Raw genomic sequence first — 13,241 nt, 5'->3', positions numbered from 1 at the left:
TGATTCTACTGCTTAATTTATTGATATCCATCATCATATTAGTACTCTATGAGCTTTAAACAATAGTTTTTTTCTGCCCTCTCAGCAGAAAGAAAAATATTCATTGTCTTTGCGTCCTCTGCGACTCTGCGGTGAACTATTTTGGATTTTGTTTAGCAGATTTGACGGTTCAAGTCCATAAGTAGTTATACAAATGTTGCGTGATTCGGTATCTGAAATTTCGAGTTTTACACTGACATGTTCCGCTAAAAGTTCTTCATGGAGCCTGTCAGCCCATTCGACGGCCACAATCCCGCTGTTATGCATGATTTCATAAAGTCCAATTTCTTCGAAGTCTATGGGATGGTCGATACGATAAAGGTCGACGTGAAAGAGAGTATGGCGAGCCGGATATTCATTAATCAACGTGTAGCTCGGGCTGGTAACGTAATAATCGTCCGGAACACCCAGCCCGCTGGCAAGGCCCTGGACAAAGATTGTTTTTCCGCTTCCGAGATCCCCGTAGAGGGCGATTACCGTGCCGGCTTGAATTAGTTTACCGATTTTTTCCCCCAGCTGCCTGGTCTCTTCCGGGGAATTGGTGGTTAATTGCAATTTGATGTTAGCAGCGTGCATATTTTAGAAACCACTTTTGTTCCTTAATTGTAAAATTAGTGTATTTTGTGCCAAAACTTTTTTCATTGCCACTAAGGCACCAAGACACGAAGGAAAAATAATAAATATATACTTTGTGTCTTTGTGCCTTTGTGGCAAATATTTTTTGGTTCCGCTTGCCCAGGCTATGTTACGAACTTTTTGATCTGCTCAGGGATGGCATCCATCACCTCGGTCGCCAGAAAGCCAACGGGGCTGATTTTTTGGGCCAGATCATCGGCTGCGGCTCCGTGCAGGTAGGCGCCGATACGGGCGGCTGTTTCCGGAGGATACCCCTGGGCGATGAGACCGGCGATGATGCCGGTCAGCACATCTCCCATGCCGCCGGAAGCCATTCCGGAATTGCCCGTGGGGTTGATAAAGACGCTGCCGTCGGGATGGGCTATGACAGTGCGAGCACCTTTGAGTACCACATGGACATTGAATTCTTCTGCAAAGCCGCGGGCGCAAGTTATCCGGTCCCGCTGCACCTCAGCGGTGGTTGAATTAATAAGCCGGGCCATTTCTCCGGGATGGGGTGTTAAGATCACCGGGATGTTGAGATTTTTAAGCATTCCGGTGTGGCCGGCCAAACAGTTTAAGCCGTCGGCATCAACAACAACCGGTAGCGGGCATTCTAAAAGAATTCTATGTATGAGCTCTTTAGTTGCGGGTGCTGTTCCGAGGCCGGGGCCTAACGCCAGGCATTTTTTGTCGAAAAACAGATCCTGGATGATATCGAACGATGATTCTGAGAGCGCGCCGGCGGCGGTTTCCGGAAGCGGGCAGGTCATGGCTTCAATCACCTGAGTTTCCAAGGCTATGTTTAAGCTTTCCGGTATTCCGAGGGTGACAAGGCCGGTACCTGAGCGCATGGCGGATAAGGCGGTCAGGGCGGCGGCACCGGTTTTGCCGGGTGAGCCTGCAACTATCAGAAGATGGCCGGTATGGCCCTTATGGGCATCCGGCGGCCGGGGCTGAAAAGCCTTGCAAATCGAATCTTCTGTCAAAAGGTGTTGCCGGGGTCCCACTTCATCGGCGATATGAGGGGGTATGCCGATATCGATGATTTCAAGGTGTCCGGTGTATTCTGCACCGGGGTACATGATATGGCCGGTTTTGGCAAATGCAAAGGTGGCCGTGGTATGGGCCCGAACACATACACCGCACGGATGGCCGGTGTCCGCATTCAGGCCGGAAGGTATGTCTACCGCCAGAACCGGTTTGTTTGAATGGTTGATAAACTCAATGACTTCCCTGAAATAGCCCTTTACATCAGACTTCAGGCCGGTTCCCAGGATTGCATCCACCCAGAGGCTCTGATGACGCAGAGCGGTCTGATGTTCTAAGAAAGATTGCTTGTCCGGCATTTCGATCACCCGAACCCCCAAAGGAGCCAGGAACTTGAGGTTTGCGGCGGCATCGCCCTTCACCAACTTTTTGTCGGCCAGCAGATAAACGGTGACAGGGATTCCTTTTTGGGCAAGATAACGCGCTATGACGAAACCGTCTCCGCCGTTGTTCCCGCGACCGGCTATAACGCCGACCTTCTCATTTTTAAGGTCGCCAAATGTATCTAAAAGGATTTGAGTGGCCCCCCGGCCGGCGTTTTCCATCAGAACCATGCCGGGAATGCCAAAAGATTCAATGGTTTTGCGGTCCATTGCCTGCATTTCAGCTGCGGTGACAAGATACATATTTTCTCCAGGTTATAGTGCTTTAACCAAAGCATGCATTTCCTTAACCGCCCTTTCCATGCCCACCAGCACGGCTCTTGAAACGATACTGTGTCCGATACTGAATTCATCGATTTCATGGAGGTCTTTGAAAGATTTTATGGTGTTATAGCACAGTCCATGACCGGCATTGATGCCGAGTCTCAACTTGTGGGCGAGTTTAACGGCATCAACAATGTTGGCAAAGGCCTGGCGTCGTTTGTTATCCGTCTCTACTTCGCAAAATATTCCGGTATGGATTTCGACCATGTCGGTATTGACCTGGTGGGCCAGCTTTATCTGTTCCGGATTGGGGTCGATGAATATACTTACAGTTATACCGCCGTTTTGAAGTTTTCCCACAGTTTCGGCAATAGCGTCTTTGTGCACAATAAGATCCAGTCCGCCTTCAGTTGTCAGCTCTGCGCGCTTTTCGGGCACCAGGGTTACAATATCGGGTTGGATATCGAGCGCAATCCCTACCATTTCATTGGTTGCAGCCATTTCAAGGATAAGCTTGGTTTGAACAATTTTTCTTAAGATTCTGACATCGCGATCCCGGATGTGGCGCCGATCTTCCCTCAGATGAACCACAATACCTTCTGCTCCGGCCAGTTCCGCCAGGACAGCTGCGGCTACCGGCTCAGGGTAGTTGATTTTCCGGGCCTCTCTTAAGGTTGCGACATGGTCGACATTTACAGCTAATCCAGCCATCTGTGAACCTCCCTGTTTGATGAATTCGTAAAAAGTCGAATTCATCACGTTTTAGGCTTTTATAATCCTAAGTACATGTATTTGTAAATACGATGACGTATTTAAAGTTGGTTTCAGGTGTCAGGTGTCGGGAATGGAAATCGCTATAGCCGAAACCTGACACCTGAAACCTGAAACCTAAATATGTATCGTTTTAATATGCAATACGTCACCGAATTTACGAATTAGAGCACTAAGGCTTATTAATTAGGTTTTAGGTTATGGTTCTACATTTATTTACAAATGATTAAATCATCAACTATTCTCCAGTAGTTTGATTAGTTCATTGCTCTTTTCTTCCATTTTGCGCGCTTGCTGTTTGCTTTCTTCATGATCGTAGCCAAACAGGTGCAGGATGCCGTGCACCAGAAGTTGCGTTAAACGTTCCGGCATGCTGATGCCTGAGTTTTCCGCCTCGCTTGCAGCAGTTTCAACGGAAATAACAACATCGCCGAGAAGCTGCGGGGTCAAATTTGAAAATTCACCCTGGCGCATGGGAAAGGCGATAACATTGGTAGGGCCGTGTCGATTGAGATATTTTCTATTCAGCTTCGCTATCTGCGGATCATCAACGACAAGCAGGGAAAGTTCTCCATCAGGACAGTCCAAGGCGCTTAAGACGGCCTGGGCTTTTTGCTTTATTTTCTTCAGAGATATCTTGTATCTGTTTTGGCGGTTGTCGATCAGGACTCCCATTTTTTCCCTTTCCGTTATTCAAGAAGGCTTGCTCGGGGTATTCAACGCGGTGGTGGTAAATTCCGCTTAATATTTTGATAAAACTTTTAGCAATGTTATTCAAGTCTTTCAAGGTCAGTTCACAATTGTCAAGCTGACCGTCCGAAAAAACCTTGTTGATCAGGTCCTGCACATGCTTTTGGATTCTGGAAGGCGTTGGATTGGCCATGGTTCTTGAGGCGGCTTCCACAACATCCGCCAGCATGACAAGACCGGCTTCCCGGGTCTGGGGCTTGGGACCGGGGTATCTGAAGTCCTCAATTTTAACGGCATCCTCTCCTCTTAGCTTTTTAGCTTTTTCATAAAAGAAGCTGATAAGGCTTTTTCCATGGGATTGTCTGATGGTGTCAATAATTGTTTGCCCCAGCTTGTTCTGCTTTGCTATTTCTACACCGTCTTTGATGTGAGAAATCAGGATAAGGCTTGACATGGACGGTGCCAGCTTATCGTGTCTATTGATACCGTCGATCTGATTTTCAATAAAATACAGCGGTTTGTTGATTTTGCCGATATCGTGGTAATATCCGCATACTTTGGCAAGCAGGGAATTGGCTCCGATTTCAGCCGCCGCCGCTTCGACCATGGAACCTACAATTACAGAATGATGATAGGTTCCGGGAGCTTCTATCATCAGTTTGCGTAGAATGGGTTGATCAAGGTTAGCCAGTTCAAGCAGTTTAATATCCGTGGTATAGTCAAAGGCGATTTCTACCAGCGGGGCGATACCGGCGGTAACGATCCCTGCGCCGATACCACCTAAAAACGCAAAGGCCCAGTCCCACAGGAGTTTAAAACCCGCCAAATTCGCCATATAACCACCTATTGCCGTTACCAGGACCACATTTAACAGGCTGAGTTTTAAGCCTGCCTTGATAAAGACTTTACGCTCCCGGCAGCTCTGCATCCAGTAGGCTGACATGGAACCGCTAATCAAAAAGTATATAAAAATATCAAACCTGTTTTGAAAGATAATTGCCGTTCCGATGGCGAGGAGCATGGCAAAGGGGATGGCAAGGTCAAGTCCCACAAACAAACAAACGGTCATGGCGCCTGCCGCCAGAGGAATACCGAAAGCTACTGATGAAGCGGATATGCCGAAGGATGTATAATGGCCCATCGCTTCAGATAAAGATGCCGATATTCTGGCAATGAAAAAAAAGGTAATAAGTACACTGGCAATGAACAGCAAGTTTTTGTTTTGATTACGATCTATTTGGTCCCGATGCTTAAAATGGAGCATATATGTCATCAAAAGAATGCTAAAGATAATCAGGGCGGCACCGATACTGCTTGCCAGCATCTGTTCGCTTTGTATCCTGTCCTGGGAAGTTTTCAGTTTTAAAAGCTGTATTTTGGTAACCCTTTCACCTTCGCGCAAAAGCATTTCTCCGGCCTTTATCTTGTAAAGGCTCGGCTTGATTTCTAACGCGGCTTTTTGCTTGCGTTCCTCGGTTTCGCTTTTGTTTAAGGTTATATTGGGTTGTATGAACTTTTGAGCAAAATCGACGATCAGGTTTTTTATGGTATAATTCTTATTTTTAAGAAGGGGCTGGCCGATAATTCTGACCATGGTTTGGGCCTGGTCGAGACCGTAAAAAAGCTTTAGTTTGTTGACGATTCTTTCTGTTTTTGTTCCGATATCCTTTAAAACTATCCCTTTATCAATTTCTCTAAGGAGGAGTTCTTTGTTGGTTACCACGCCGTTATTTAAAATTTCTGTTGTAATTTTGATGATGAGATCTGCGATTGTTTCGGAAAAAGACTCATTCTCAAGAATTTTATAGGCACCATCGCTGACGGTAATGCCGATTTTTTCTTCAAAGTCAGGCTTCATCTTCCGGATATTTTCATAAATCAATTTTTTCCTGTTGCCGGATTGAGCTGCGCCGGTCTTGGCCGGTTCGGATGTATTTTCGATTTGGCTCTCTTTTTCAGGTTCGGCAACCGCCCGAAGATCGTCAAAAGCTGTTTTAACATTGCGGCTGATTTTAGCAGCCAGGCCGGCGTCATGATCGTAAACCGTTAGTACCATTTCCCCCGCTTCACGACGCTTGGCTTCCGTGGAATCATGATCTTCGATTAAAAAATCTTTGGTGGCCTTGACATCCTTTTCAGCAACATCTCCCAGTTTATAGATACGGGTTTTAATAACCAGATTCGGGTAGAGAAAAATGGTAAACACTATGGTAACACCGATAAGAATACCCCAGCGAACATAACTGTTGGAGCCGAAAAACTTACTGAACAAGATTTTGCTTTTTTCTGTAACCATAAGTCTCGGAATCCTATACCGCTTTGGGTGCAGCCCCTAAGTTCTCCCTGCTTGCTTCCAGATCTTCATAGGCTTTGATAATTTTCTGGATCAGTCCATGCCGGACAACATCGTTTTTGGAAAAAAAGATGATTTTAATACCATCTATGCCCTGAAGGATATTTTTGGCTTCAATCAGCCCTGAAGGCTTGTCAGACGGAAGGTCTATCTGGGTTATGTCTCCAGTGATGACAGCTTTGGAGTTGAATCCTATGCGTGTTAAAAACATCTTCATCTGTTCGGAAGTTGTATTTTGGGCTTCATCCAGAATGATGAACGAATCGTTTAAGGTTCTGCCCCGCATAAATGCAAGGGGCGCTACTTCGATTATACTCTTTTCAATCAGGTCCGACACCTTTTCAAAGCGCATCATATCGTGAAGCGCGTCGTAAAGGGGTCTTAAATAGGGGTCAACCTTTTCGGCAAGATCTCCGGGCAAAAAACCCAGCGTTTCACCCGCTTCGACCGCCGGACGGGTAAGAATGATGCGGTCAACCTCTCCTTTGGAAAGGGCTGAAACCGCCATGGCCATGGCCAGATATGTTTTGCCGGTACCGGCCGGCCCTATTCCAAAAACCATGTCGCAACTGCGTATGGCGTCAATATATTCCTTCTGCGCAAGGCTTTTGGGAACTACGGAACGCTTTTTTGAATTAACGTAGACCGTATCCAGAAAAATGTCTTTTAGTTTGATATTATCATCCGCGCTGAGAATCCTGACGGCATAATCGACATCATTGGGGTAAATCGGAAATTTTTCTTTTAACAAGCCATACAGCTGATTAAGTACATTTTTTGCCAGGTCGGCAGCAATACGGTCCCCCTGAATAAACACCGTGTTGCCTCTGGCATGAATGGCGATATCTGTAGCATCTGCAATCCTTTGCAAATTGCTGTTATAGTCACCAAAAAGCTGCTTCGCCATATCATTGTCAGGAAAAGTTAATCTGGTGGGTTGGCTGTCTGAATTATCATCCATAATTAATTTTTCTCATATCATAACTTCCAAAGTGATTGCAAACTACAATTTTCAGGCACAAATCAAAAAGAAAAACACCTTGACTCAAAAAATATGCTCTGCTAATTTAAAAGGCTAATTTGTTTTCTTAAATTTATATATGTTTTCGGGTAATTAAGTTCAATATTATTCTTTTTGTTTATCTAATTGAGATCAGCGTGCAGCCAACGCTATGAAGATGTATTATGAATTTTTTTGATATTATAATTATAATAATTTTAGGTTTTGGTGTAATAAGAGGTGTTTTCAGAGGGCTTATTAAGGAATTGGCTTCTATTATCGGTGTGCTGGGCGGCTTTTATGCCGCTTACAGTTATTATATGGTGCTTGCAAGACTCTTATCAAGGTGGATATCGAATGCTGCATATCTTAATATATTGAGTTTTTTAATCATTTTTTGTGGAATTTTAATCATTATCAGTCTCCTGGGCGTGGTCATCAAATATGTCCTTAATATCGCCTTTTTGGGCTGGGTTGATCGCATTTGCGGAGCCGGGTTCGGCATTATCAAAGGGATACTGATTGCCTCGGTACTGCTGATTACCCTCACTGCCTTTCTCCCCAGGAATGCACCTGTCATCAAGAATTCCATGCTCGCCCCCTATGTTACCTTGGTTTCCGAAAAAATGGCTAAAATTGTTTCCAAAGATATGAAGCGTAATTTTACAGCCAAACTAGCGGAACTTAAAAAAGCCTGGAAAAAAATGAAATAATGGGAATTGACGCCGTACTCAAGCTGATAGAAACGTTAAGAGGACAAGACGGATGCCCCTGGGATAAGCAGCAGACTCCCAGGACCCTGACGGTTTACCTGGCGGAAGAAGTATACGAGTTGATCGACGCCATTGAATCGGGAAACCCCGATGATGTTTGCGAAGAGCTTGGCGATGTACTGTTTCTTATCATTTTTATCGCGCATCTTTATCGCGAGATGGGACATTTTGATATTAAAGACGTAGCTGCCGTAAATACCGAGAAAATGGTTCGCCGCCATCCTCATGTTTTTGGCGCTGGCAAAGTTGCCGGCACTGAGGAGGTACTTGAACAGTGGCATAAAATTAAAATCAAAGAAAAGAATAATGTTCCCAAAACGTCGATGTTAGACTCGATTCCGGCCACGCTTCCGGCCTTAATGCGCGCTTACAGAATTTCAGAGCGTGCTGCCAAAACAGGATTTGACTGGAATGATATTGCGGGTGTCATCCAAAAAGTCGAAGAGGAATGGGCTGAATTCAAGTCCGCATTGACAGCGGACCGTCAAACCGGGGAAAACCGGGAGCGGACAGACCTGGAGTTTGGCGACGTTCTTTTTACACTTGTAAATGTCGCCCGGTTTGCGCATATCCACCCCGAAACAGCGCTGACGGTTTCTACCAAGAAATTTGAAAAACGCTTTAAGCATATGGAAAAGGTTATTTTAGAAAATCAGCAAAACATAGCATCCGTTTCCCAAGAAGAGAAAGAAAAACTGTGGGATGAAGCTAAAAAAATATTGGGTTAGAAAAAGAAATGAGTGCTAAAAATTATTTACTTATACCCTACCTGAGTTAAAACTCAATGTGTCAGTTGTTTGTTGTCCGTTGTCAGTTGTAAATCTAACTCGGTTTATCCGGCGTTATGATAACGCTTTGGCTGAAGATTTATAAATCAAGACTTTAATTTCTCTAAATTAGCTACGGACAACGGACAACGGACAACGGACAACGAGCGTTTCGCTCGATTAGGGTTATAGATATCAAGCCGGAATTTTCAGGCTGCATAGGCGGCATTATAGATCCGGATGAAATTCAGGTGACTTTCAAAGGCGATCTCCGCCAGGCGATCATAATGGAAAAAGGCGGCCTCCATGGCATCGTCACCGGCAATAAGGGTGCCGCTATAACTTTTTACCAAATAGCCGACCATGAGAACGGTATGATAAAGAACGCTGGGGTTGGCATAAACTCCTAAGAGCATTTCGATCCGGCCCGCAAGCCCGGTTTCTTCTTTAAGTTCCCTTAAGGCCGCCTGTTCGGGCGTTTCGCCAAGCTCCATGAATCCGCCCGGAAGACACCAGAATCCTTTTTTAGGCTCGACGCTGCGTTTGACCAGCAGCACTCTGCCTTTGCTGTCCACAACCACCAGGCATGTGGCCGGTAGGGGGTTTTCATAAATTGGTTCTTTGCAGCGGTTGCAAAAAAGACGCAGGGCACCTTCGCAAAACTTTTCGATTAGTCCGGTCCCGCAATAATGACAATTTGTTTTTTTTCGCATTAATCGTCGAAATCTCCCTCCGGCCCCTTGTCGGAAACTATTGTCTCTGCCCGCCTGATAATCTTTTCAGAAGTCCATTCAGCGGGATCTTCAATTCGGGTGGCTTTGGGCCCCGGATCATATGTTCCCGCCGCGAGGATGGCTTCAATGGTAAGCAATGCCGTATCCTGGGCGTTAAGTACATTGACAAGCATATTATAAACAAAGTCTTCGACTCGTTTGACCATCCGCTCCCTGATCGGCTGGGCCTGTCCTAAAAGTTTGTTTTCAAAGGGAAGGTTGAGTTTCTTATAATTTCCGCCTTTAAGCTCCTGCGCCTGGGCATAGGCAATCATTTCAGCCCACATCTCTTCCGTAACACCCTGGTCTTTAACCTTGATAAAGTTGCCGGCATCGTCAAGGATAGCATTGCCATAGTCATTGACTTCCAGGCCCCAGGAAATCATCTGCAGGGCTGTGGCGACATTAGCTTTGGTGGTACGGGTCTGGGCGGCAATTGCTCTCAACCTGTCAGAGCTGTTGCCCGAGGTGCCGTGCTGGGCGCCGGAAATGTTATAGTTTGCCAGCGCTGCATGGATTTGGGCGGTTAAATCTATCTGGATACCCTCATCGCTTGCTTCAATACCATGGGTTGTACCGTTGTTCAAAGCGATCCAGTCCGGAAAAATATCATGAGCGTTCAGGCCCTGTATCAGAAAAAGGGCTTCTTCCACGGTGGAAAGACCTGCTGTGCCCTTAATCTCACCGACTTCGGTTTCAAGGCCGGCCCATTGAGGAACAAAAGGGTTGAGTTCCAGATTGGCCAGCAGGTTCTGGTCATCGGGCAGATGGGATGCATCGATGGCAATGGATGTCAGGCCGGCTTCAAAGAGTGTTGGGATTTCCATCTTTGCGGCTTCGATATCGGCGGAATTCTTGATGCCGTAATGATCGGCGTGGATAGCCACCGGAATGGTAATGTCCATTTCATTGCACAAGGCATCGACTTGCCTGGCGATGTTCCAGTAATTTACGGCGCAATAGGCGTTGCTCCCGCCTTCCGACTTGGCAATTTCGATAATAATGGCGGCATTTGCCCTTTGGGCGGCACGCAGGGCGCCTTTAATCACAAAATTATTGCGACCGTTGGCGGCCATGGAGATGGCATTGCCCTTGGCGAACATAGCCCGGTCAATATACTTTCCGCTGACGATCAGTGCTCTTGAGTTCGGAAAAAGCTTCGCCACGTTCGGCGGCCGGCCAATCTCGAGAGCCTTTTCAAAGTCTGCTTGCTTGCCGAGGTTTTTTTCAGACATGGCTTAACCTCCTTAATTGTAAAATTTGTGCATTTTTTGGTAAAATTTTTTTCATTGCCACTAAGACACCAAAACCGTTACCGGTGAACAGTTATCAGTGGGAAGTGATCAGTAAAGGTAAACTGATAACCGGTAACTGACATTAGTGTCTTTGTGCCTTAGTGGCCAATATTTTTTGGTTGCAGCCTGTTTGCGTTAGGTTTTATTGTTGTAAGTCCTTATATCGTTAAGAATTTCAAGAATCTCCTGTTTGTAAGTATGCGGAGCGTATAACTGCCCCCACCCTTTTTGAACCTGAAACAGACCGTCATAGGCCGTATCATGGTATGAGCGAATGCGGTGGGGAATATTTTGTTCGGTCAAGATGGATTCGATCACCTGTGCTTCGATGATATTTTCCAATACGGCAACATCAACAAAATCCTGTTTGTGATTTGCATTCATAATATAAACCCATTATACAATCGCTGCGCGATTCTATGTTCGGGCTAAAAACGATCGATCAATTTATCAATCAAAAAAGTACTCTCGCGCATGGCCTGCTCGCTAAAAGAGCCGAACCAGTCTGCGATTTTTTTAAATTCAGCGCAAAACATCTCTTTATCACCCTTTTCGATCATGGAAAGATTTTCTGCCATGGAAGCCAGATAATTTTTCAGAAGAACGCGCCGTTGAGGAGAAGCAAATATGATTTCAGCGTATAATAAGGGGTCTTGGTCGAAAAGCCGTCCCACCATTCCCAGCTCAAGGCGATAAATGGGACTGGAAAATTCGAGCGTGCGCGCCAGATCGATATTGTGGCGGCACAAAAACTGACCAAACGCGAAAGTTGCAAAATGCCGCAGCGCCTGAACGATGGCCATAATATCATCGTGCTCTTTGGCATTTACCTCCAGGGGAATGCAGCCCCAGATGCTGAACTGGTCGATCAACCATTGGCAATCCTGGTGATCCCTGCCGGGAGTGACCACAACGAGCTGTTTATCCATGGTTGAAGTGGCCGGGCCGAATAGTGGATGCAAACCGACAACCGGTCCTTGATGAGCTTCCAGCATGGCATTTAAAGGTGGTTGCTTGATACTGGTAATATCAGCCAAAACACAATCAGCGGGCAGATGCGGACCAAGTTTCAAGGCCACTGCGCCGGTTATCTCAATGGGCACACTGATTATCGCCAGTTGAATGCCGGTGCACAGTTTGCCGACATGCGGCCAGTCGTCTTGATCCAAGATGCGTACTTTGTAACCGGCATCGGAAAACCATTGCTGAAAGTATTGTCCCATGCTGCCTCTGCCGCCTACGATTAGAACGGTGGCACCGTCACGGACGCCTTTTTTAGCCAGTCGAGCTGTTTGTTCCGCCCTGGATTGGCGCAGGATAAGCCGGTAAAGTTCTTCAATGTAATCCGGGTCGAGTCCGGCATCGTCTCCCTGAATACGCCTGTCGGAGATCAGGTTTTCTTCCCGTGCCGGATGGTAGACTGGAATATTATATGTTTTTTTCAGGGATAATACACTCTGGACCTCAACTTGGCGTTTTGCAAGCAGAGCGACGATTTGACGGTCGATGGTGTCGATTTGCCGCCGCAAATCTTCAAGTTTTTGCTCGGTATCGCTGCCGGCTTTATTTTCTGTCGATAACCGGGATGGTTGCTTTGAATGATCAGTTTTCATTATAATGCTTAACACCTCACATACCATAGAAGCTATTAAAAAAATGCAAAGTTTTTTGTCCGCGACTCCTTATCTTTGAACTCATATCATTTTCATTGAGCATTTGGCAAGGGCAGTGATTCTTGGTAAGAATTTATGCAAATTTCCAATTAGTGCCCATCCATAAATACATTTGAGCACTAAGTAGTTTCCGATTCAGAAATGAGCAAAATGGTAAAAAGCCTTATTTGCTACAGCTCCGCAAACGGAAGAGCCGACACACCTTTACCTATCGGAAGGGCAACCTCTCCAGAATGCATCATGTACCCGGGCATTGCCTTGTCTCCCAGGCCCTTTCGGAAAACCTTGACGGCTGAAGCCATGGCCGGGAGTGGAGTGGCTGAGAGTTTTATCTCGATGGGCACAAGTTTGCCGCCAGTCTCGACCACAATATCCACCTCAGTTCCTGCCATGGTCCGCCAGAAGTAGACCTGCGGATCAATGCCGCGATGCGTAAGGGTCTTTACGATCTCGGAAAGCACCGTGGTCTCCATGAGCATCAGATTTTGTGAACCGGTCAACAGATACTGCCCTCTACGATCCCGGTCGGCATCAATTTCCTTCCCGACAGGCAACTATTGCCAGGTTGCCCCATTATTCCATTACCCCATCTGGCATTTATGGACATCCCGCAAGTCCTCGCAAGTCCCGCACATTCAAACAGGCAACACCAAATCCCAATAAGCTGCTGATCGGTCATCAAGAATGCCTGGTAGGCGATTATTCAAGGCATGACGAAACTGCTGGTCGGTAAAGTATCGGCGCATAACCGGAATATCAGTATCCAGGCAATATTGCATGAAGTACACAAGAAAG

General features: G+C 46.2%; 13 protein-coding genes. 2 read left to right on the top strand and 11 right to left on the bottom strand.

Annotation, left to right across the window (positions count from 1 at the left end; translation table 11 throughout):
* Window positions 1–81: 81 nt before the first annotated feature.
* From tsaE to V3S16_RS15280, 6 genes are all read right to left on the bottom strand, one after another.
* Window positions 82–615 carry a tRNA (adenosine(37)-N6)-threonylcarbamoyltransferase complex ATPase subunit type 1 TsaE gene (gene tsaE, locus V3S16_RS15305; protein ID WP_413886475.1) on the bottom strand — a complete coding sequence of 178 codons (534 nt, stop codon included), beginning with the start codon at window positions 613–615 and terminating at the stop codon, window positions 82–84.
* 164 nt (window positions 616–779) lie between these two features.
* Entirely contained in the window at window positions 780–2,330 is a 1,551-nt protein-coding gene (locus V3S16_RS15300) for an NAD(P)H-hydrate dehydratase (RefSeq protein WP_413886473.1), read from the bottom strand.
* Between the two features lie 12 nt (window positions 2,331–2,342).
* Window positions 2,343–3,062 carry a pyridoxine 5'-phosphate synthase gene (locus V3S16_RS15295; protein ID WP_413886471.1) on the bottom strand — a complete coding sequence of 240 codons (720 nt, stop codon included), beginning with the start codon at window positions 3,060–3,062 and terminating at the stop codon, window positions 2,343–2,345.
* A 294-nt stretch (window positions 3,063–3,356) separates the two neighbouring features.
* The gene (gene ybeY, locus V3S16_RS15290; protein WP_413886469.1) at window positions 3,357–3,710 is read right to left on the bottom strand and encodes an rRNA maturation RNase YbeY; all 354 of its coding nucleotides are present in this window, start codon (window positions 3,708–3,710) and stop codon (window positions 3,357–3,359) included.
* Window positions 3,697–6,108, bottom strand: coding sequence for an HD family phosphohydrolase (locus V3S16_RS15285; protein WP_413886467.1), 2,412 nt, complete (start codon window positions 6,106–6,108; stop codon window positions 3,697–3,699). Before V3S16_RS15285 ends, ybeY begins: the two co-directional genes overlap by 14 nt.
* A gap of 13 nt (window positions 6,109–6,121) precedes the next feature.
* On the bottom strand, window positions 6,122–7,126 hold the full coding sequence (locus V3S16_RS15280) for a PhoH family protein (protein ID WP_413886466.1): 1,005 nt from the start codon (window positions 7,124–7,126) through the stop codon (window positions 6,122–6,124).
* Between the two features lie 224 nt (window positions 7,127–7,350).
* On the opposite strand from V3S16_RS15280, the gene V3S16_RS15275 reads away from it, so the two are divergent.
* Together V3S16_RS15275 and mazG are read left to right on the top strand one after the other, a co-directional pair.
* A complete protein-coding gene (locus tag V3S16_RS15275; protein ID WP_413886464.1) occupies window positions 7,351–7,878 on the top strand; it encodes a CvpA family protein in 528 nt (175 codons plus the stop codon).
* Window positions 7,878–8,666, top strand: a complete 789-nt coding sequence (gene mazG, locus V3S16_RS15270; RefSeq protein WP_413886462.1) for a nucleoside triphosphate pyrophosphohydrolase — start codon at window positions 7,878–7,880, stop codon at window positions 8,664–8,666. The genes V3S16_RS15275 and mazG overlap by 1 nt, the downstream gene beginning before the upstream one ends.
* 248 nt (window positions 8,667–8,914) lie before the next feature.
* On the opposite strand, the gene V3S16_RS15265 is transcribed toward mazG, so the two are convergent.
* From V3S16_RS15265 to V3S16_RS15245, 5 genes are all read right to left on the bottom strand, one after another.
* Window positions 8,915–9,418 carry an NUDIX hydrolase gene (locus V3S16_RS15265; RefSeq protein ID WP_413886460.1) on the bottom strand — a complete coding sequence of 168 codons (504 nt, stop codon included), beginning with the start codon at window positions 9,416–9,418 and terminating at the stop codon, window positions 8,915–8,917.
* Complete coding sequence (locus V3S16_RS15260) at window positions 9,418–10,713, bottom strand: class II fructose-bisphosphate aldolase (protein ID WP_413886458.1); 1,296 nt, start codon at window positions 10,711–10,713, stop codon at window positions 9,418–9,420. Before V3S16_RS15260 ends, V3S16_RS15265 begins: the two co-directional genes overlap by 1 nt.
* A gap of 195 nt (window positions 10,714–10,908) precedes the next feature.
* Window positions 10,909–11,157, bottom strand: a complete 249-nt coding sequence (locus V3S16_RS15255; RefSeq protein ID WP_413886457.1) for a hypothetical protein — start codon at window positions 11,155–11,157, stop codon at window positions 10,909–10,911.
* A gap of 44 nt (window positions 11,158–11,201) precedes the next feature.
* Window positions 11,202–12,386 carry a bifunctional chorismate mutase/prephenate dehydrogenase gene (tyrA, locus tag V3S16_RS15250; RefSeq protein WP_413886455.1) on the bottom strand — a complete coding sequence of 395 codons (1,185 nt, stop codon included), beginning with the start codon at window positions 12,384–12,386 and terminating at the stop codon, window positions 11,202–11,204.
* A 230-nt stretch (window positions 12,387–12,616) separates the two neighbouring features.
* Window positions 12,617–13,000, bottom strand: coding sequence for a DUF4143 domain-containing protein (locus V3S16_RS15245; RefSeq protein ID WP_413886453.1), 384 nt, complete (start codon window positions 12,998–13,000; stop codon window positions 12,617–12,619).
* Window positions 13,001–13,241 lie beyond the last annotated feature (241 nt).

Source organism: Candidatus Desulfatibia sp. (assembly GCF_036446775.1).
In the GTDB taxonomy this organism is placed as follows: Bacteria; Desulfobacterota; Desulfobacteria; order Desulfobacterales; family UBA11574; genus Desulfatibia_A.
Note: the sequence above shows the minus strand (reverse complement) of the source record. Positions and strands in the feature narration are given on the sequence as shown.